Annotated in this window: 18 protein-coding genes and 2 tRNA genes; 17 read left to right on the top strand and 3 right to left on the bottom strand. The window is 49.3% G+C overall.

All coding sequences use genetic code 11. The features are described 5' to 3' along the window. The first annotated feature begins 189 nt into the window (after positions 1–189). The 6 genes from I2G61_RS14975 to truA all read left to right on the top strand — a co-directional run bounded on the left by I2G61_RS14975 (position 190) and on the right by truA (position 4876). Entirely contained in the window at positions 190–777 is a 588-nt protein-coding gene (locus I2G61_RS14975) for an O-methyltransferase (RefSeq protein ID WP_072683958.1), read from the top strand. Positions 778–828: 51 nt separating this feature from the next. Beyond that, positions 829–1389 (top strand): hypothetical protein, encoded by a 561-nt coding sequence (locus I2G61_RS14970; RefSeq protein ID WP_072683957.1) that lies wholly within the window; start codon positions 829–831, stop codon positions 1387–1389. Between the two features lie 235 nt (positions 1390–1624). Continuing rightward, entirely contained in the window at positions 1625–2452 is an 828-nt protein-coding gene (locus I2G61_RS14965) for an energy-coupling factor transporter ATPase (protein ID WP_072683956.1), read from the top strand. Next, on the top strand, positions 2428–3285 hold the full coding sequence (locus tag I2G61_RS14960; protein ID WP_072683955.1) for an energy-coupling factor transporter ATPase: 858 nt from the start codon (positions 2428–2430) through the stop codon (positions 3283–3285). The genes I2G61_RS14965 and I2G61_RS14960 overlap by 25 nt, the downstream gene beginning before the upstream one ends. After that, positions 3282–4079 (top strand): energy-coupling factor transporter transmembrane protein EcfT, encoded by a 798-nt coding sequence (locus I2G61_RS14955; RefSeq protein WP_072683954.1) that lies wholly within the window; start codon positions 3282–3284, stop codon positions 4077–4079. The genes I2G61_RS14960 and I2G61_RS14955 overlap by 4 nt, the downstream gene beginning before the upstream one ends. After that, entirely contained in the window at positions 4076–4876 is an 801-nt protein-coding gene (gene truA, locus I2G61_RS14950) for a tRNA pseudouridine(38-40) synthase TruA (protein ID WP_072683953.1), read from the top strand. The genes I2G61_RS14955 and truA overlap by 4 nt, the downstream gene beginning before the upstream one ends. A gap of 123 nt (positions 4877–4999) precedes the next feature. Here the strand turns inward: truA and I2G61_RS14945 are convergent, their stop codons facing one another. Continuing rightward, entirely contained in the window at positions 5000–5377 is a 378-nt protein-coding gene (locus tag I2G61_RS14945; RefSeq protein WP_072683952.1) for a hypothetical protein, read from the bottom strand. A 101-nt stretch (positions 5378–5478) separates the two neighbouring features. On the opposite strand from I2G61_RS14945, the gene I2G61_RS14940 reads away from it, so the two are divergent. From I2G61_RS14940 to gpmA, 6 genes are all read left to right on the top strand, one after another. Beyond that, on the top strand, positions 5479–5799 hold the full coding sequence (locus tag I2G61_RS14940) for a PadR family transcriptional regulator (protein ID WP_072683951.1): 321 nt from the start codon (positions 5479–5481) through the stop codon (positions 5797–5799). After that, positions 5792–6382, top strand: coding sequence for a DUF1700 domain-containing protein (locus I2G61_RS14935; RefSeq protein WP_072683950.1), 591 nt, complete (start codon positions 5792–5794; stop codon positions 6380–6382). The genes I2G61_RS14940 and I2G61_RS14935 overlap by 8 nt, the downstream gene beginning before the upstream one ends. Next, positions 6379–7239, top strand: a complete 861-nt coding sequence (locus I2G61_RS14930) for a DUF4097 family beta strand repeat-containing protein (protein WP_072683949.1) — start codon at positions 6379–6381, stop codon at positions 7237–7239. The genes I2G61_RS14935 and I2G61_RS14930 overlap by 4 nt, the downstream gene beginning before the upstream one ends. A gap of 255 nt (positions 7240–7494) precedes the next feature. Continuing rightward, positions 7495–7932 carry a 50S ribosomal protein L13 gene (gene rplM, locus I2G61_RS14925; protein WP_006059537.1) on the top strand — a complete coding sequence of 146 codons (438 nt, stop codon included), beginning with the start codon at positions 7495–7497 and terminating at the stop codon, positions 7930–7932. A gap of 15 nt (positions 7933–7947) precedes the next feature. After that, a complete protein-coding gene (gene rpsI, locus I2G61_RS14920; RefSeq protein ID WP_006059536.1) occupies positions 7948–8355 on the top strand; it encodes a 30S ribosomal protein S9 in 408 nt (135 codons plus the stop codon). Positions 8356–9012: 657 nt separating this feature from the next. Further along, positions 9013–9765 (top strand): 2,3-diphosphoglycerate-dependent phosphoglycerate mutase, encoded by a 753-nt coding sequence (gpmA, locus tag I2G61_RS14915; RefSeq protein WP_072683908.1) that lies wholly within the window; start codon positions 9013–9015, stop codon positions 9763–9765. Positions 9766–9905: 140 nt separating this feature from the next. Here the strand turns inward: gpmA and I2G61_RS14910 are convergent, their stop codons facing one another. Then, positions 9906–10700 (bottom strand): MerR family transcriptional regulator, encoded by a 795-nt coding sequence (locus I2G61_RS14910; protein WP_072683907.1) that lies wholly within the window; start codon positions 10698–10700, stop codon positions 9906–9908. A gap of 61 nt (positions 10701–10761) precedes the next feature. On the opposite strand from I2G61_RS14910, the gene I2G61_RS14905 reads away from it, so the two are divergent. The 5 genes from I2G61_RS14905 to I2G61_RS16820 all read left to right on the top strand — a co-directional run bounded on the left by I2G61_RS14905 (position 10762) and on the right by I2G61_RS16820 (position 14016). After that, positions 10762–12072, top strand: a complete 1311-nt coding sequence (locus I2G61_RS14905; RefSeq protein ID WP_072683906.1) for an MATE family efflux transporter — start codon at positions 10762–10764, stop codon at positions 12070–12072. A gap of 29 nt (positions 12073–12101) precedes the next feature. Beyond that, positions 12102–12791 carry an N-acetylmuramoyl-L-alanine amidase gene (locus I2G61_RS14900; protein ID WP_072683905.1) on the top strand — a complete coding sequence of 230 codons (690 nt, stop codon included), beginning with the start codon at positions 12102–12104 and terminating at the stop codon, positions 12789–12791. A gap of 160 nt (positions 12792–12951) precedes the next feature. Then, positions 12952–13028, top strand: a tRNA-Ile gene (locus tag I2G61_RS14895). Between the two features lie 18 nt (positions 13029–13046). Next, a tRNA-Ala gene (locus tag I2G61_RS14890) sits at positions 13047–13122 on the top strand. A gap of 546 nt (positions 13123–13668) precedes the next feature. Further along, positions 13669–14016: a HAMP domain-containing sensor histidine kinase gene (locus tag I2G61_RS16820; RefSeq protein WP_072683904.1), complete on the top strand. Its 348-nt coding sequence runs from the start codon at positions 13669–13671 to the stop codon at positions 14014–14016. A gap of 580 nt (positions 14017–14596) precedes the next feature. Here I2G61_RS16820 and I2G61_RS14880 read toward each other — a convergent pair. Continuing rightward, complete coding sequence (locus I2G61_RS14880) at positions 14597–16786, bottom strand: glycoside hydrolase domain-containing protein (RefSeq protein WP_229100779.1); 2190 nt, start codon at positions 16784–16786, stop codon at positions 14597–14599. Between the last annotated feature and the right edge of the window lie 182 nt (positions 16787–16968).

The following is a 16968-nucleotide window of genomic DNA, read 5'->3' as shown; positions in this document are numbered from 1 at the left end:
CGCGGCGAGAATAGCTATGCCTGCCATAGTGAACGTAGCTCGTTGCCAGGTTCTCCGGTTCCCTTTCTCAGGGAGCCTTTTTTCTTATCAACCCCGTCAGAAAGCTGAGGGGATGCCCAAAGACAAAGTCATGCTTATCCTGTGGAAATAGCGCGTATGAATAAAAAAGGATAAAAAGGGGGAAATTCAATGCCGTCCATTAATGATTTGGAGATTTACGCTCAGGAAAACCATGTGCCGATTATGATGAAAACTGGTATTGAATTCATTCTGGAACTCATTCGCAATCAAGCCTATACCCGAATTCTGGAATTGGGCACTGCAATCGGTTATTCGGCAATTCGGATGGCGAAGCTCTCAACGTTGATTCAAATTGACACTTTGGAAAATGATCCCGAGCGCGCACAGCTGGCGATTGCCAACATTGCGGCGGAACGGCTGGATACTCAGATCCATGTGTTCGCAATGGATATCGCAAAGTTTCAGACTGACCGGCTCTATGATCTGATTTTTGTTGACGCCGCGAAGGCGCAATATCCCCGCTATATGGAACAATTCCGCGGTAATCTTGCCAAGGGCGGCGTCTTTGTCTTTGATAATCTGAACTTTCATGGAATGGTCGAAGATCCGTCCCTGACTGAAAACAAAGGCACCCGGCAAATGATTAAAAAACTGCGGCGGTTTCGGGAAACCCTGATGCATGATCCCGACTGCCTCACGCAGTTCTATCCGGAGGTCGGCGATGGTGTCGCCGTCGTGGGCTTATTAAGAAAATAGTTTAAAACCTGATGAAATATGATAGAATAAAGAAAAGGATCGGTGACAACGATGAAAAAAGGATTAATATTCGGCTTGTTGGCAGCCGCTGGCGGCGCCGCCTATTTGTTAAGTAAAGCAGCCAATAAAAAAGACGAAGAAAAAACGATTATTACACTGAGCAGCGACGAAGAAGAAACAACGCCGCAGCCGCAGAAAGAAGAACCGGCTGAAACAGAACCGGAAGCGGCCTCTGAAGAAAAGGCTGAAGAAGAGCCGCAGTATTCCCGCGAAGTACAGGAAATCAATCTGATGTATCCCTATTTAAAGCCGGCTTTCATTTCAGCCTGCCTGAAAGAACAGCTGGATTTTGATCAGAACTATCCGGAAGGTTCACTGGTGACGATCTATCACGATATCAGCTTCCCGGCGGTGGAGGATCTGATCACCTTCGTTCGAATTATCAAGGAACATGACTATCAGATCAACGAAGCGGACGGCGATCAGTCGCTTACGATCAGCAAGGATCTGCTTGTGGAAAAAGGAAAAATCTTAAGCGATATTCTGAACGTTTCCAATCAGGTCGACTGCCTGAACGGTCAGTATCACGCATATCGTCTGGAATCGAAATAAAATGGAAACAAGTCGGCTTCCGCTTCGGCGGCGCGGACTTTTTCTTTTTTCCGATCGCGGTTCTCGCGGGCATGTCCAAGGCTGAAATCAGCGAAAGCGGTGTCATCGACCGCAGATCGCTAAACAAATTCAACGCTTTGTAAAGACCTGGAAAATCCCTTTCCCATAAGGGGTTCTTTATTGTTTTAAAACGAGTTTATCTGTTGTATAATTAAAACACTTTGAGGTGAGAACTATGAAACAGCTGGAAGTTAAAAATCTGAGCTTTTCCTATGACGAAGCGACGCATGCCGTGCGTCATGTTTCCTTCGCCATTGAGAAAGGAAGTTATACAACAATTATCGGTCACAACGGCAGCGGCAAGTCGACGATCGCCAAGCTGCTGATCGGGCTGCTGGAAAAAGATGAGGGCGAGATCCTGATCGACAATCTGCCTTTAAACGAGGAAAATCTGATGGAAATCCGCAGCCGGGTGGGAATTGTATTCCAGAATCCGGATAACCAGTTCATCGGTTCCACGGTGCGGGACGATATCGCATTTGGTTTGGAAAACCATTGCGTGGCGCAGGAAAAAATGGACGCCATCATTACGGAATTCGCAGAAAAGGTCAACATGACCGATTATCTGGAAAGCGAGCCAACCCGCTTGTCTGGAGGCCAGAAACAGCGTGTAGCCATCGCCGGGGTGCTCGCAATGGCGCCGGAAATGATCATTTTTGATGAGTCGACAAGTATGCTCGATCCACAGGGGAAAGATGAAATTAACCGCGTGATCCGCCAGCTGCATGCCGAAACCCAGCTGACTATCATCTCGATCACCCATGACATTGAGGAAGTCGCCAAGAGCGATCATGTGCTGGTGATGGATCAGGGCGAGATTAAGATGGAAGGCACGCCGGAGGAAATCCTGCTGCGGGATAAAGAACTGATTCGCCTGCATCTGGATATTCCGTTCAGCATCAAGCTGCAGCAGCAGTTAAAGAAAAACGGCTTAACGATGAAGCCGGAGATTACGATTGAAGGGCTGGTGAATCAACTGTGTCAATTCGATTTGAAAAACTAAGCTATACATACTCCAGTGGGACGCCGTTTGCCTACGCCGCATTGAAAGATGTGGATCTGGAAATTGAGGAAGGCAAGGTCACGGCGATTATCGGCAAGACCGGCAGCGGAAAGACGACGCTGGTGCAGCATCTCAACGCGCTGCTGCTTCCGACCGCGGGGAAGCTCGAAATTCTGGGAAGGACGATCAGCGCTCAGCAGAAGCCGGAGCACTTGAAAAGCTTGCGCAAGGATGTCGGACTGGTCTTTCAGTTTCCGGAATATCAGTTGTTTGAAGAAACAATTCTGAAGGACATCGCTTTTGGACCGAAAAACTTCGGTGCCAGCGAAGAAGAAGCAGTGCGCCGGGCCCGCGAGGTCATCAAGGTTGTCGGTTTGGATGAAACGATGCTGGAACGCTCGCCGTTGGATTTATCCGGCGGACAGAAACGCCGCGTGGCGATTGCGGGCATTCTGGCGATGGATCCGCAGGTGCTGGTGCTGGATGAACCGACGGCCGGCCTGGATCCGCAGGGTGCTCAGTCGATGATGCAGCTGTTTATGAATCTCAACAAGCAGATGAACAAAACCGTGCTGATCGTGACGCACGATATGGAACACGTTCTCAATTATTGCGACAATGTCGTCGTTGTGGATCATGGCGAAATTCTGCAGAAAACGTCGGTTCATGAATTTTTCCGCAAAACGGATCTGTTAAAGCAGTTAAACATCCTGCCGCCGGCGATCATCCGTACCCGTGAGATGCTGAATCAACGCGGCTTTCACCTGTCTGAAGACATCATGGATATTCCCTCCCTGGCGAAGGAAATCCTGCGGGAGGTGAAGCTGAAATGAATAACTTTGCGTTAGGCAAATACATGCCGCTTAACTCCCCAATCCACCGCATGGATCCGCGGGCGAAGATCATGGCGATGCTGATCGTGCTGATCGCGATCTTTTTTCCAGCCGGCTTCTCAGGCTATGCGATCATCGCTGTCTGCGCCGTCGCGGTCGTACTGATCGCGAAGCTGAGCCTGAACTTTGTCTGGCGGTCGATGAAGCCCATGTTGTTCATGCTGCTGTTTCTGCTGATCGTCAACATTCTCGTGCTGCGCACCGGCGCGCCGTTGGTCACAATATTTGGCTTCACGATTTACAGCGACGCGGTATTCCAGACGTTATATATCGCAATCCGGTTAATGTTGATGATCATCATCACGACGGTGTTAACCGCAACGACCAAACCGCTGGATCTGACGTTGGGGATTGAAGATTTGCTTCAGCCATTTCAGCGGTTTCACCTGCCGTCGCATGAGATTGCAATGATGATTTCCATCGCTTTGCGGTTCATTCCGACGTTGATCGAGGAAACGCAGCGGATCATGCGCGCTCAGGCCAGCCGCGGCGTGGATTTGAAAGAGGGCAAGCTGAAAGAAAAGATCATGGCGGTCTTATCACTGATCGTGCCGTTGTTCGTGTCGGCGTTTCAGCGGGCTGAGGAACTGGCGAACGCGATGGAAGCCCGCGGCTATTGCCCGGGACGGACGCGGACGCGATATAAGATCTTAAAGATGGAAGGCCGGGATTATCTGCTGCTGGCAGGATGTGCCGCGCTGCTGGGAACGATGCTTGTTCTCTGGCTGGCATGAGACAGCGGTTTAAAGCGGTCGTCAGCTACGATGGCTTTGATTATGCCGGTTGGCAGATCCAACCGGCCGAGCGCGGAGCGACGATTCAACAGACGATTCAGGATGCGATCAGCGCCATTTGCCGGCAGCCCATATCCATCACGGGATCCGGTCGAACGGACGCCCAGGTCCATGCCTGGGGACAGGTTTTCCATTTTGACGTCGATTTCTCACTCAACGCTTTCCAATGGAAGCGGGCAATCAATGGCCATCTGCCGAAAGATATCCACATTCGTTCCATCGAAACTGTTGACCCGCATTTTCATGCCCGGTTTGACGCGATTGGGAAACGGTATGAATACCGAATTCAGCTGGGCGATGCGAACGTATTTACCCGCCGTTATGCCTTCCAAACGCCATGGGCTTTAAATGTCCAGACCATGCGCGAGGGGGCGGCTTATCTGATCGGCGAACATGATTTCTCCTCCTTCTGCGCCAATTCCCGGACGGAAACGCCGGATCAGGTGCGGACGATCACGCGTCTGGAGCTGGTTGAAGACGGGGATCAGCTGCGATTGATTTACGAAGGCAATGGTTTCATGCGGTATATGGTACGGATGCTGACGGGAACGTTGATTGAAGTTGGGCGCGGCCGGCTGACGCCGCAGGAAGTGCAGAAGATGCTGCTGGCCCGGGATAAACAGATCTGCCATTTCAATGCCAAACCGCAGGGATTGACGTTGGTTGAGGTCTATTATTCTTCATCCCGTGGATCTTCACAGGACGCTCTGGCCAAAAGTTGCGTTCAGGATAAATAAAAAGAGCTTTGTCATAAATTAAAAAAACTGATTGAGAAGGATCAGTTTTTTTGTTTGCGCAGTGGACGCCACGTGTTATGCGAAGGATGTCAAAGCTGCAAAAGGTGCTCAGACAAAGCTTGCCTATACGATATTTTCCAGCTTCGCCTTGATCTGCAGGAACATCGATTCTTCCTCGCTGGCTTCGATGACGCTGATCCTCGCGGGAAAATAATCGTGCCGCAGCGGATTGACCAGCAGCATCTTAACCTCGCACAGCTGCTGCAGAGGCAGCGCCAGATCGCAGGCGGAACCGAATAAGATAAATCCAATTCCAGAGTTTTCCACAAACGGCGAAGCCTTCAGCGCGATATAATGCTGCTGAGCCTGCGAAAGTGCGGTTTCAGGAATTCCCGTAGGAATATGGGTAAAACCGATGTTTTTGATTTTCAGAAGTTCTTCCATCAGAATGATCGGCTGTTCGCTGAAATATAAAATATGTCTGTGTTCAGAAAGTTCCATGTTTATCACCTGATCTTAGTATGGACGAAATCAATTCGATTTATACTCTAGTTGACATATAATATTATACAACATATAATATTATACAAGGAGGAGATACCATGACATTTCAGATTGGTTCGGTCCTGCTGGATGCGTGTGTTTTAGCGATCCTGGCGAAGGAGGATACTTATGGTTATCGTCTGACCCAGCAGATCAAGGAAACGCTGGGGGTCTCGGAATCGACCTTGTATCCGGTCTTGCGAAGGCTCCAGAAAGAAGAATTATTGGAAACCTACGACGTGGCGGTAATGGGCAGAAATCGAAGATATTACCGGCTGACAGACGAAGGTCTGGAGAAAAACAAAGAATATAAGCGGGAGTGGGTGTATTTTTCCCGGAAGATAACGACGATTTTAGAGGGAGGAAATCTTGATGACTAGACAGATTTATCTGCATCGGCTGAAAGAAGCGCTGGAAGGACTGCCGCGGGAAGAGCAGGAAAGCGCGATGCGGTATTGTGAGGAATATTTTGACGAAGCGGGCGAAGATCAGTTCGATCAGGCAGTCCGCGATCTGGGCTCGCCGGAGGCGTTTGCGAAAGGGATCCGCAGCAGCTACAACAGCCGGATCAATGCTGATCAGCAGGAAGCTAAGAAATGGCCGTGGCCGCAGATCCTGTGCCTGGCACTGGTTGCCAGTCCGATCTGGGTGCCGCTGGCGATCGTGATTGTCATTTTACTGATCATTTTCGGATTCCTTCTGTTTTTACCGTTTATGGTCATTCTTCTGCTGCTGTTCTTATTTTTCGGGCTGGCTGGTTCGCTGCTGGTGAGTGCCGTCAGGATGATCTTTGTTTCCTGGGCTTCAGCGGGACTGGCCTTGGGTGGCATGTTAATTTGCGCGGCCTTGTTTCTGGTTTGCCTGTGCGGTTTGATCGCGCTGGTGAAAAAGGTCTGGCCATGGGCGAGAGAGAAGGCGCAGGAAGGCGTGGAATGGATTCGTGAAAGGAGAAATCAGGCATGAAGACAGTTTTGAAAATTGCGGCTGGTATGGGCGCAGCCGGGTTGATTCTGATCTTAACGATCTCGCTGATCACCGGGAAGACCGCTTTAACCTCACAGGATTTGGGAATTGACGTCGATCAGCTGGAAAACGGCGTCGGCATCCGCGTTGGGGATCATTGGATGGGAATGGGTCAGGGACATATGAACCGGCAGCATCACGACGAGGATGAGGATTATGAAACACATAACTGGCATGGCATGGGCATGGGGTATGGCGATGGAAATTATCAGACGTACGACGAGACTTTTTCCGATATCACAGGCATCGACGTCGAAAGCGATTTGGGCGATGTCACGCTGATGCGCAACGATGGTCCTCAGACCCGCGTGGAAATTAATTACCGGAATTGCCAGAGCATTAAGACAAAGGTTGAAAAGGGCATTCTGAAAGTGGAACTGGAACATCCGGATCATATCAATAACTGCAATTTGAGTCATGATCACAGCTGGATTACCATTTATGTTGGCAGCGGCGTGACATTGACCAATTCCGAAGTGGAACTGGCGTTGGGCGATTTGATCGTCGAAGATCTGGATTTTGTGGATTCTGAATTTGAGATGGCGCTGGGTGACGTCGATTTCACCGGGACGCTGCAGGGGCGCTGCAAGTTTGACGTGGCGCTGGGCGATGCGATGCTGACGCTCAACGGAAGCCGCTCGGATTATCGGATTGAAGCGGAGAACGCCATGGGCAGTCTCGGAATCGGCGAGGCGTACTATGATCAGAATCTGTCGAATTCCTGGAAGGATACTTCTGGAACGCATCATCTGAAGGTGGATAATGCCATGGGGGATACGGAGATTCAATTTCGATAACCTTTCCGATAACCTTGAATTTTCATAAAACATGTATTGATGAGGAAGGCGGCAGGAACAGCCGCTTTTTCCGTTTTCGGGCAAAATGGCACACGGAGAGCTGTGGAAATCTTCCAAATAGGGAAAAGTATGAAAATAAACGGTAAAAAGGCTAAAAAACAGTTGACGAAAAGGAGCCGGGAGTTTAGAATAATACTCGGCAACTTATGCCAAATGTAGCCCCGGAAACTACACTTGGTTAGGAGGAATTAAATTATGCGCCAGACAACTATGGCAAAACCAAATGAAGTTGTACGTCAGTGGTACGTCGTTGACGGACAAGGATTAACACTGGGACGGCTTGCGAGCGAAGTCGCAACGGTTCTGCGTGGAAAGCACAAACCTACTTATACACCAAATGTTGACTGCGGTGATTATGTCATCGTGATCAATGCTGACAAGATCGAAATCACAGGCGATCAGGATAACAAGAAGAGCTACTTCAGCCATTCTATGCATCCAGGTGGACTGCGTGTCCGCACAACGCGCGTGATGCGGGAACAGTATACGGTTGAATGGGTCGAAAAGGCCATCAAAGGTATGCTTCCGCACACGAAGTTAGGCGATGTTATGCGCACGCATCTGTTCGTTTACACGGGCAGCGAGCATCCGCATCAGGCTCAGAAACCTGTTGAGCTGAAAATCAAGGGTTAGTAAGGAGAAAGACTAATGGCAGCGAAAAAGAAATCAAACGTAACGTATATCGGCACAGGCCGTCGTAAAACAGCTGTTGCCCGCGTCTTCATGACCCCGGGCACAGGTGCAATGAGCATCAATGGAAAGACTTTGGAGGAATACCTGCCGGAAGAAACTCTGCGCATGGTTGTCCGTTCCCCGTTGGAACTGACAGAAACTCTGGGTCAGTTTGACATCAAGATCAACGTCTGCGGCGGTGGATTCACCGGCCAGGCAGGCGCTATGCGTCACGGTATCGCACGGGCACTGTTGGAAGCTTCCAGCGATTACCGTCCGAAGCTGAAGGCTGCGGGTTTCCTGACTCGTGACAGCCGCGCTAAGGAACGGAAGAAGTATGGCTTAAAGGCCGCTCGCCGCGCTCCGCAGTTCAGCAAGCGTTAAGCTTTATTCTCAAAATGGTTCAAAGAGTCCGGAAAAGCTAAATTTTCCGGGCTTTTACTTTTGATCAAACCTGATGGAATTTGATTCAGGAAAAATTCCTTTCGCCTGATTTTCAAAGGTGGAACAGAGGATGGGTCACTGCCTGATCATGACTGTTTGAAAAAAGAGCTGCCGCTCTTTCGTGATGCGGCAGGCAAGAACTGACGCGGGAGATGTAGAAAATGGACACACTGAGTCGTCGGCAAAGCAAGGAAACGGTATCTGCGGACAAGCGGCAGCCTCTGACAGAGAGAGGCAGGAGGCTTATCATCGAAATACACCAGGGGACGATTGCTCAAGGAGACCTCGTTCTGAAAATGGGCGTGAGAGAAACGATGTCCGCGGCCATGAATGAGAAGGCAAGTGAACGGTGTGTTGAAACGAGGATAAATTAGAAAACAGGGGTTAGATCCGTTTTGATTGCGTTGGCATAAACTATGGAAAGAATGAAGAATGCCGATCAAAAAAACTGTGGCCAAAGGGAATTTCTGTTTCGGAATTTCTTCTTTTTCTTCAAAGGATTTGAGACGTCGGTCGTTTTCGTTGACAATCCATGAGAGGAGAAATAGAATTAAAATGAAAGTTAGAATTAACTAACACTAAGAGAGAAGGATAGTTATGAAACTGGTCCTGGTTCGTCATGGCGAAAGTGAGTGGAATAAGCTGAACCTGTTTACCGGATGGACAGACGTCGATTTAAGTGAAACTGGACGTCGGGAAGCTGAACAGGCTGGCCGGATTTTGAAAGATCAGGGATTTGATTTTGATCTCTGTTACACGTCAGTTTTAAAGCGGGCCATTCATACACTGGATCACATGTTGGATGCGATGGACCGCAGCTGGCTGCCGGTGATCAAAAGCTGGAAATTGAATGAACGGCATTACGGCGCTCTGCAGGGGTTGAATAAAGCGGAAACAGCGGCGAAGTACGGTGAGGAACAGGTGAAGCTGTGGCGCCGTGCATATGCCGTCCTGCCGCCAGTCCTGCCTGCCGGGGATCCGCGCAGTGCGCTTAGGCAGACGATGTATCGGCGGGTGGATCCGGCTCTGCTGCCGGATGGCGAAAGTCTGGAAACGACGATCAAACGCGTCGTCCCTTATTTTGAAGCTGTGATCAAACCGGAAATGCTGGCGGGAAACAAAGTGCTGATCGTCGCGCATGGCAATTCTTTAAGAGCGCTGGTCAACTATTTTGATCAGCTGAGCGCGGAAAAAATCATGGAAGTAACGATCCCGACTGCTGCGCCGCTGGTCTATGAATTTGACGCGGAGTTTAACGTCCTCAGTCATGCTTATTTAACGGATGCAGACGAGTTGGAAAAGAAAGCGGATGTTGTCTTGAATCAGGGCAAGGTTTCCGCCGCCGGATAAGCGATTTCGTCATCCAGATTGGAATTTCATCTGAGGTTTAACAAATGCCGGAACGATTTCTGGAAATCGTAAAGTTCTGAGCCCAATGATTTAAAAGGCACCCTCGCAGTAGAAGGGTGCCTTTCAATTAAGGGAAGCGATCAGGCAGGAATGACCCGCACCTGAAGCTGGGTTACGTATTCTTCGTAACGCTGGGTTTCATGAACGTCGATCAGTAAAAATTCAAGGAAATTTCCCGCTGGCTTCAGGTTTTGTTTCTCGATTGTTTCTTGTAAAAGACGCAGATGCTCGTCGTGGGTATCATAGCGCCCGCTATAGGTCAGCGTGAGATAATCGCCTGCTTCCAGAATGAAATCATACGATTCATCCTCTGTGCAGATGAAAACGGACGTGCAGCGGACTGAACCGTCAGGCTGCAGCTCCAGAATTGAACCCGTATCGCCGTTGCCGAGAATGGAGAGTTGTTCCTCCAGCCGTCCGGAAAGTTTGGTCAGCAGGAAATCAATATCCTCGTCACGCTCAATCTTTTCTTTGAGAAGCAGACATCGTCGTTTTTCCAATGTCCGCCGGCAAACCTGATTCATCGGCTCGCTGAGCGCCACCTCGAGGCTCTGGCGGCGCTTTTGTACATCCTGGAGGTCTTTCTCCATCTCCTTGATTCTCTGCCGCAGAATGGCTTCTTTTTCGCCCAGCAGACTGCGGGTCGTCGCTACGGAACGGGCATCCAGGTAGGTTTTAATCTGTCCTGTGCTGAATCCCAGCTTTAGTAAATCGCGGATAACGTTCAGCCGCCAGATATCGCTGAGCGAATACAGCCGGTAATTGCCTGCGCTGCGCTGCGGCTGAATCAATCCGATTTTCTCGTAATAGCGCAGGGAATCGGCTCCAATATGATAGAGTCGGCAAATTTCCTGGATCTGATACAGGTTTTTCATTCCTTCACCTCTTGACTCTGGTATTATACCAAGGTTTATACTGGTTCAGGAAGGAGAAATTATGAGTTTAAAACGAAAATTTATACGTTTTGTCCTGCCGTCGATGGCGTCGATGCTGGTATTTAATTTATATACGATGGTAGACGGCATCTTTATTGCCAACTACGCAGGAGAAACGGCGTTGGCGGCTGTCAATCTGGCGATGCCGTTTATCAATTTCATGTTTGCTTTTTCTCTGCTGTTGTCGATCGGCGCGTCGACGTTGATTTCAATCCATCGAGGCGCGGGGCGAACGGAGCGGGCGAACGAGCTGTTTACGATGAACACGGCTGTGCTGTCGGTCCTGGCGTTGTTGATCTCGGCATGCTGTGTCTTTTTCGCCAAACCATTGGCGATCTTTCTGGGAGCGGGCAGCGATACGTTGAGCTATGTAACGGAATATCTCCGGATCATCGGCGGCTTTGGCTTTTTCTTCATCGTTTCCTATTCGTTTGAAGTGTTGATCAAGGCGGATGGTTTTCCGCAGTTATCCACCTTCGGCGTGCTGCTGGGCGCGGTGACGAACATTGTGCTTGACGCATTGTTTGTCTTTGGCTTCCATTGGGGGCTGGCGGGAGCGGCCTGGGCGACCGGGATCTCGCAGCTGCTGACCTTCCTGGTCTTTTTCAGTCATTTCCTGTTCAGCCGGAAAACGCATTTTCATTTCACCCGGTTTTCGCTGGAGCTGTCGCAGTATCGGCGGATTGTTCCGATCGGCATCGCCGACTGCATTACAGAACTGTCGGCCGGAGTGATTGTGTTTGCGTTTAATCATCAGATTCTGACGGTGATCGGAACCTCGGGCGTGGTCAGCTACACGGTCATGACGTATGTTTACAATCTGGTCTTAATGGCGTTTGTGGGCATTGCGCAGGGATGTCAGCCGTTGGTCAGCTATGCGCTGGGGCAGCAGGATTCGAAAACGATCAAATTGGTCTATCGTTATGGCATGACAGCGGTCGCGCTGACTTCGGCGCTGTGCTTTGGCGGCTGCTGGATTTTTACGCCGCAGATCGTTTCGGTTTTCATCCAGCCGCAGGAAACGGCATTGTTTGGCAGTTCGGTAGCGGCGTTCCGCCTGTATTCCTTTTGTTTTCTGATTATGGGGTATAATGTGCTGACTTCGGGATTCTTCGTCGCGCTGGCGAAACCGAAAGCGGCGCTGACCTTGTCGCTGGCCCGGGGGATTGTCGTAATTTTGATCAGTCTGCTTGCGATGTCGTCGATTTTCGGAGCGTTGGGAATCTGGCTGACGCCGACGGTGAGCGAAGGCGGATGTCTGGTCTTGAGCTTTATTCTGTTAAGCAAAGCGAAGTCAGGGGCAGCGGCATAGAACCGCTGCTTTTTTCATACAATGAAGCGATGAAACGATTAAAACGAAAATGCTGGGCAACAGGGAGCTTGATTGTCCTGTTGATCGCCGCTCTGGTGATGCGGGCGTTCAGCCGCGCGATCACAGTCATGTCGGATACGCGTTTAAACGGAATGACAATCGTGATCGATGCGGGACATGGGGGAAAGGATCCGGGAGCACGGAGTCAGGCGATTGACGAAGATGAGATTAATTTGAAGACGGCGAAGAAATTGCAGCGGCTATTGGAGGGGGCAGGCGCGGAGGTCATCATGATTCGTGAGGAGGATGTTGATCTGGCGCCCGCCGATGCGAAGAATGTCAAGCGGGAGGATTTAAAAAGACGGGTTGAAATTATGAATCAGCCGCAGGTCACGTTGTTTGTCAGCATTCATTGCAACATCTCGCTGGACAGCCGGGTACATGGCGCAGAGGTGTATTATCAGCAGGGCAATGAAAATTCGCATCAGCTGGCCGCCGCTGTTCTGGAACGGCTGCGGCCGGTGACGAACTCCAAGTTTCAGCCCAAAACCGGAAATATCTTCATCTTGAAACAGACGACATCGCTGGGAATTCTGGCCGAGATTGGATTTTTATCCAACGGTCAGGATTTGACTGCGCTGCAAAAAGAGGAACATCTGGATGAAATCGCGTATGCGATTTTTCAGGGAATCGACGATTTTGTTAAGATTCTGGAATAGCGCGTCTGCCTGTCTTTTGTGAAATTGAATGGAAGGGGCTGCCTGCATTTTGTCTTGCAAAAAAATTGTATGTAAAAAAAACAAAAAATTTTAAAAAGTTGTTGACACTTTATTTTCTCCGTGGTATATTTATTAAGCATTCGATGGGAAACAGTTAATTGGGCCTGTAGCTCAGGTGGTTAGAGCGCACCCCTGATAAGGGTGAGGTCGTTGGTTCAAGTCCATTCAGGCCCACCATCGAATTTAAATATACATGGGGTATTAGCTCAGCTGGGAGAGCGCCTGCTTTGCACGCAGGAGGTCAACGGTTCGATCCCGTTATGCTCCACCATGTTAATGAGATTATTGGGATATCGCTAAAAGTAGCGCATCCCTTTTTTGTATATAAAGGAGCTTATAAAGAGCCTGTGTGAGGCACGCTGAGGATAGGGCTGCCAGTTCTTCGTTGAATAGGGATCGTTGTTTATAAATAAGATTAGAAATGAAGTAAACTTAAAAATAAAAGTTGATCAGGAAAATAGAGTTTGCGGATCATAGATGAACATGATTTCAAGCAGAGATGGACGGCCATTAAAGCAATATCGGCAGTTTTATTGTTAGCTTCATATTTAAGCTGTTAGGGTTGGAAAGAGTCGAAGCAACAAATAAAATCTTTCAATAAAGGCTGCATTTGATCAGAAAGGACTTCATTGTCATCGAAATTAGCATCTGCTTAAACGTTATGTTTTAAATAATCGGAGGTCAAAAAAGATGAGTCGTATATTGATCGCAGAAGATGACAAAGCAATTTGTCAAATATTAACTGATTTTCTGGAAAGTTAAGATAACTCCAGAAATTCATTTAATAGAAGAAGAAATTTTCATCGCTTCCGATAAAATGGCGCTAACACGAGTTTTTCAAAATCTCATTGTTAACGCTGTTCATTCAACTGCTGGGAATCTGAACATAAATTTAATTTTCAACGATGAACAGCTGATTATCAGTATCCAAAACTCGATCAAAGAAGATTCCAGTCTGGATTCAACGCGGATTTTTGATCGTTTTTATTCAGGGGATTTTTCTAGAAGTAATGGTAATTCAGGTCAAGGGTTATATATCGTCAGAAAATTATTGATGCAATTAGGTTGTGAAGAACCAAGGGTAACGATTACAAAGAAATCTTTTGAAATCATCGTTAATTTAACTAATCTTTATGAGATAGAAACAAACATATCGACTGGATAACTGTTTGGAAATTTCCATGGCCATTTTGTTCTTCCGCTCAAAATCACAAAGATGCCGGGAAAGACATCAAAACTTTTTATAAGTAAGAGCCAGTTTCATCCAAAGCTGAATTTATGGAGGCAACCTCTGTGGTTTCATTTTACTTTATTTACGTGATTGTAATTTTAATGATCACTCTGCCTTCTCAGCTTCAAATCCAATCCCACCGGAGAATGCAGAATAAGGACTACCCTGATACCCATCTCAACCAGCTCGCCGGTCAGGGATTTGTTTGATCTATTTTTGAATTAAATTTCTCAATTCACATGTTTGCGCTGGTGTTTTATGAGTTAGCCGATGAAACCGCCTTTTACCTTGCTTTTTATACAGCTGCCGCTTTCCAAATGGGGGATAGTGAAACGGATTGGAGATTATTATGGGAAATTTGAAAATCGGAAGAAGTTTTCCCCATCTTTCCTATCGTTTGTGTGTGCAGAATTATGAAGAGTGTGGATTGATGCCAGGCAGGCTATAACTGAAATTGAGGCTGGAACGCAAAAGATCAAAATCAAAGCTTTCCAGCCTCTTGTTTTCCATGCGATTAAGGATGGCTCTCTGCCGCTGCGGCGGCCTGAAGGATTTTCTGTATCCGCAGTTTCAGATCGGCGGAAACCGACGTCCGTTTGCGGGGAGCCTGTGAAGGATCGAGGACAATGAGCGAGATCTCTTTCTCGATCTGATCATTTTCCTCACATTGCACAAGAATTGTTGTGGTTCCCGGGTTCTTTGCGCTGATCAATCCGGTTTCATCGACGGTGGCGATCGTCTCGTCGTTGCTGTGGTATCGCCAGGTCACCGGATTGGCGTTGTACGGAAATGGTTCGATGGCAATTTCGCTGGTTTTTCCAACTCGCAGGATGATCGACGCTCCGCATTCCATGCCGGTAATCGGAACAACCCGCGCTTGCAGATACGCCTTCGCGATCTCATCAATCCCTTTCCGCATTCGCAGCACTTCGCTCTGGACAAGCTCACGATCAGAATTTCGGGCATAGGTTGCGCTGCCATAGCGGTCGATTTTCATCTTCGGCCGTTTCAGCGACTGAACTAACTGATCCACGGCTGCTTCGGATTCCGCAGATAAGCTTTGAAGCAATTTGGCTTTGTTGATATCCCGAATGCCCTGCTTCAACATTTTATACCGCGGCGATTCGTAAAAATGATCGCCAACTGAATCTCGTTCCGCAGGATAAATCAACCACGGATCTCCCGGCTCAAATGTGCGGTAGGATACATCGGTCAGCGGATCCTCAACCCAGCCGTCCCATGACCACCTTAAGAAGCCGTCGGTTCCCTGCTTCATGGTGTACCACATCGTCCAGGCGGTGTCGGCCATATCGGAGATTGTGTAGGCGCTGGGATATTGTCCGGTACAGGTGTAGAGCGTTGTTAACAAGCCCTGTTCCTGACGATGCAAGGCCAGCTTCCGCATCGCGTCCGACTTGTCCTTGACGTTGATCAAACTGACGGAAATATCGTCAATCCGATCCAGAAACGCATCATCGTCCAGGTCGGAATAATTCATCGCCGAGGCGATTTTAAAGGATTTCCCAGCCTCGCTGCGGATCCCTTTTATCAGCTCGACGCAGGGCTGCAGGACTTCCATTTCCCGCTCGTCCATCGAAATATACGTGAGATCAAACCAACCCTTTTCCACCGTGTGCCGCAGGAAATCTTCCAGAAACGCCGTCCAGGCTGCCTGCCAGTCATCGCTGCCGGGCGTCAGCGTCAGCCGTCGGGAAGTGCCGCTTGCTTCGTCAACAACAGTGACAATGTTGCCCCAGGGAGCGATGCTGTAAGCTTTGATCTGTCCCCGGCCGGTCTGCGGATCGAGGACGCCTGCCTGAATGGCCAGCTCGATCCACTGATCAAAATCGGTATAATCGAAACTGAAAGTTCCATCCGCAGTTTGGGTCCAGTGAATCATCGACGGATCACTGTCATAGGACTGGTGGTTCCAGGCTTCTTCCACTATCGTGGCAATCACGCCGCGCCCGCCCATCTGCGCATATTCCCGCAGCTGATCAAGCAGGTAATTTTTATGTGCGTCGCTAAACGGCGTTACCCCATAATAGCGGGCGGTTGTGTAGGGATGCTGCCACAGCTCAACCTGTGTCGCTCCTGCCTGCGGGTCCGGCGCGGTCAGATCGAGAACTTCAAAAGTCAGTGTCAGCTGAACGGGAGAATGATTGGCGGAAGTGACATTCAGCGTCCCGGTATAGACGCCAGGGGCAGTGTCCCTGGGAATCGTCAGCGAGATCCAGGCGGATTTGAGCTGCTGAGCTTCGATCGACGCGGGTTCGCCTTGATGGATCACGTCAGGATAAGCGATGACGGGAGCTTCCGGATCCCCGCTGCCGATATTGGCGAGCGTTTCCCGCAGCCAGCGGATATCAACATTTTCCGCGCTGATGCGGTGATTGCCGCTGCTGAAATCATCGCAGCGGATTTCCACCTGCTCCAGTGGCTGACTGCCTGCCCAGACCGTGACTTTAGCGTCCAGCACATCGTTTTGCCAGACGGTGTCCGTCCACTCGCTGAGATCGGATTGGCGGATCGCCGCATAATCCGACTGCAGAGTATGGCGGTAAGGGGTGTCGAAGACGGCGCCCATCGTCCGATCCGGTTCTGTCGGGGTTTCAGCCAGTATTCTTTGAGAACTGGCGGCGCTTGCCCCAAACAAGGCAAGGGAGAAGCATAGCGTCATAAAGCGGCGTAATCTGTTTTTCATAAGTCTCCTTTCGCTTGAATTTCCAACGGGAGAGCGGAAATCTTTTTGATTCTGACTTTATTATACCAATAAAATCCAGAGCACCCTATCTTAAATTATGAAGCTTCCCGATCTGCTCAAGCGGGATCAACGTGAGAGAAATTCATGAGCCGCCAGGGGGAGAACGAGTAACAGATCACTGT

Source organism: Holdemania sp. 1001095H_141210_F2, from assembly GCF_015558105.1.
Taxonomy (GTDB): domain Bacteria; phylum Bacillota_I; class Bacilli_A; order Erysipelotrichales; family Erysipelotrichaceae; genus Holdemania.
Note: the sequence above shows the minus strand (reverse complement) of the source record. Positions and strands in the feature narration are given on the sequence as shown.

Excerpts from the sequence above, each read along its gene's own strand:
- I2G61_RS16820 (WP_072683904.1), top strand. The coding sequence starts at position 13,669 with ATGGCGCTAACACGAGTTTTTCAAAATCTCATTGTTAACGCTGTTCAT.
- I2G61_RS14930 (WP_072683949.1), top strand. The coding sequence starts at position 6,379 with ATGAAGACAGTTTTGAAAATTGCGGCTGGTATGGGCGCAGCCGGGTTG.
- I2G61_RS14900 (WP_072683905.1), top strand. The coding sequence starts at position 12,102 with ATGAAACGATTAAAACGAAAATGCTGGGCAACAGGGAGCTTGATTGTC.
- I2G61_RS14965 (WP_072683956.1), top strand. The coding sequence starts at position 1,625 with ATGAAACAGCTGGAAGTTAAAAATCTGAGCTTTTCCTATGACGAAGCG.
- I2G61_RS14940 (WP_072683951.1), top strand. The coding sequence starts at position 5,479 with ATGACATTTCAGATTGGTTCGGTCCTGCTGGATGCGTGTGTTTTAGCG.
- I2G61_RS14945 (WP_072683952.1), bottom strand. The coding sequence starts at position 5,377 with ATGGAACTTTCTGAACACAGACATATTTTATATTTCAGCGAACAGCCG.
- I2G61_RS14970 (WP_072683957.1), top strand. The coding sequence starts at position 829 with ATGAAAAAAGGATTAATATTCGGCTTGTTGGCAGCCGCTGGCGGCGCC.
- I2G61_RS14910 (WP_072683907.1), bottom strand. The coding sequence starts at position 10,700 with ATGAAAAACCTGTATCAGATCCAGGAAATTTGCCGACTCTATCATATT.
- I2G61_RS14880 (WP_229100779.1), bottom strand. The coding sequence starts at position 16,786 with ATGAAAAACAGATTACGCCGCTTTATGACGCTATGCTTCTCCCTTGCC.
- I2G61_RS14975 (WP_072683958.1), top strand. The coding sequence starts at position 190 with ATGCCGTCCATTAATGATTTGGAGATTTACGCTCAGGAAAACCATGTG.
- I2G61_RS14935 (WP_072683950.1), top strand. The coding sequence starts at position 5,792 with ATGACTAGACAGATTTATCTGCATCGGCTGAAAGAAGCGCTGGAAGGA.
- rplM (WP_006059537.1), top strand. The coding sequence starts at position 7,495 with ATGCGCCAGACAACTATGGCAAAACCAAATGAAGTTGTACGTCAGTGG.
- rpsI (WP_006059536.1), top strand. The coding sequence starts at position 7,948 with ATGGCAGCGAAAAAGAAATCAAACGTAACGTATATCGGCACAGGCCGT.
- truA (WP_072683953.1), top strand. The coding sequence starts at position 4,076 with ATGAGACAGCGGTTTAAAGCGGTCGTCAGCTACGATGGCTTTGATTAT.
- I2G61_RS14955 (WP_072683954.1), top strand. The coding sequence starts at position 3,282 with ATGAATAACTTTGCGTTAGGCAAATACATGCCGCTTAACTCCCCAATC.
- I2G61_RS14905 (WP_072683906.1), top strand. The coding sequence starts at position 10,762 with ATGAGTTTAAAACGAAAATTTATACGTTTTGTCCTGCCGTCGATGGCG.
- gpmA (WP_072683908.1), top strand. The coding sequence starts at position 9,013 with ATGAAACTGGTCCTGGTTCGTCATGGCGAAAGTGAGTGGAATAAGCTG.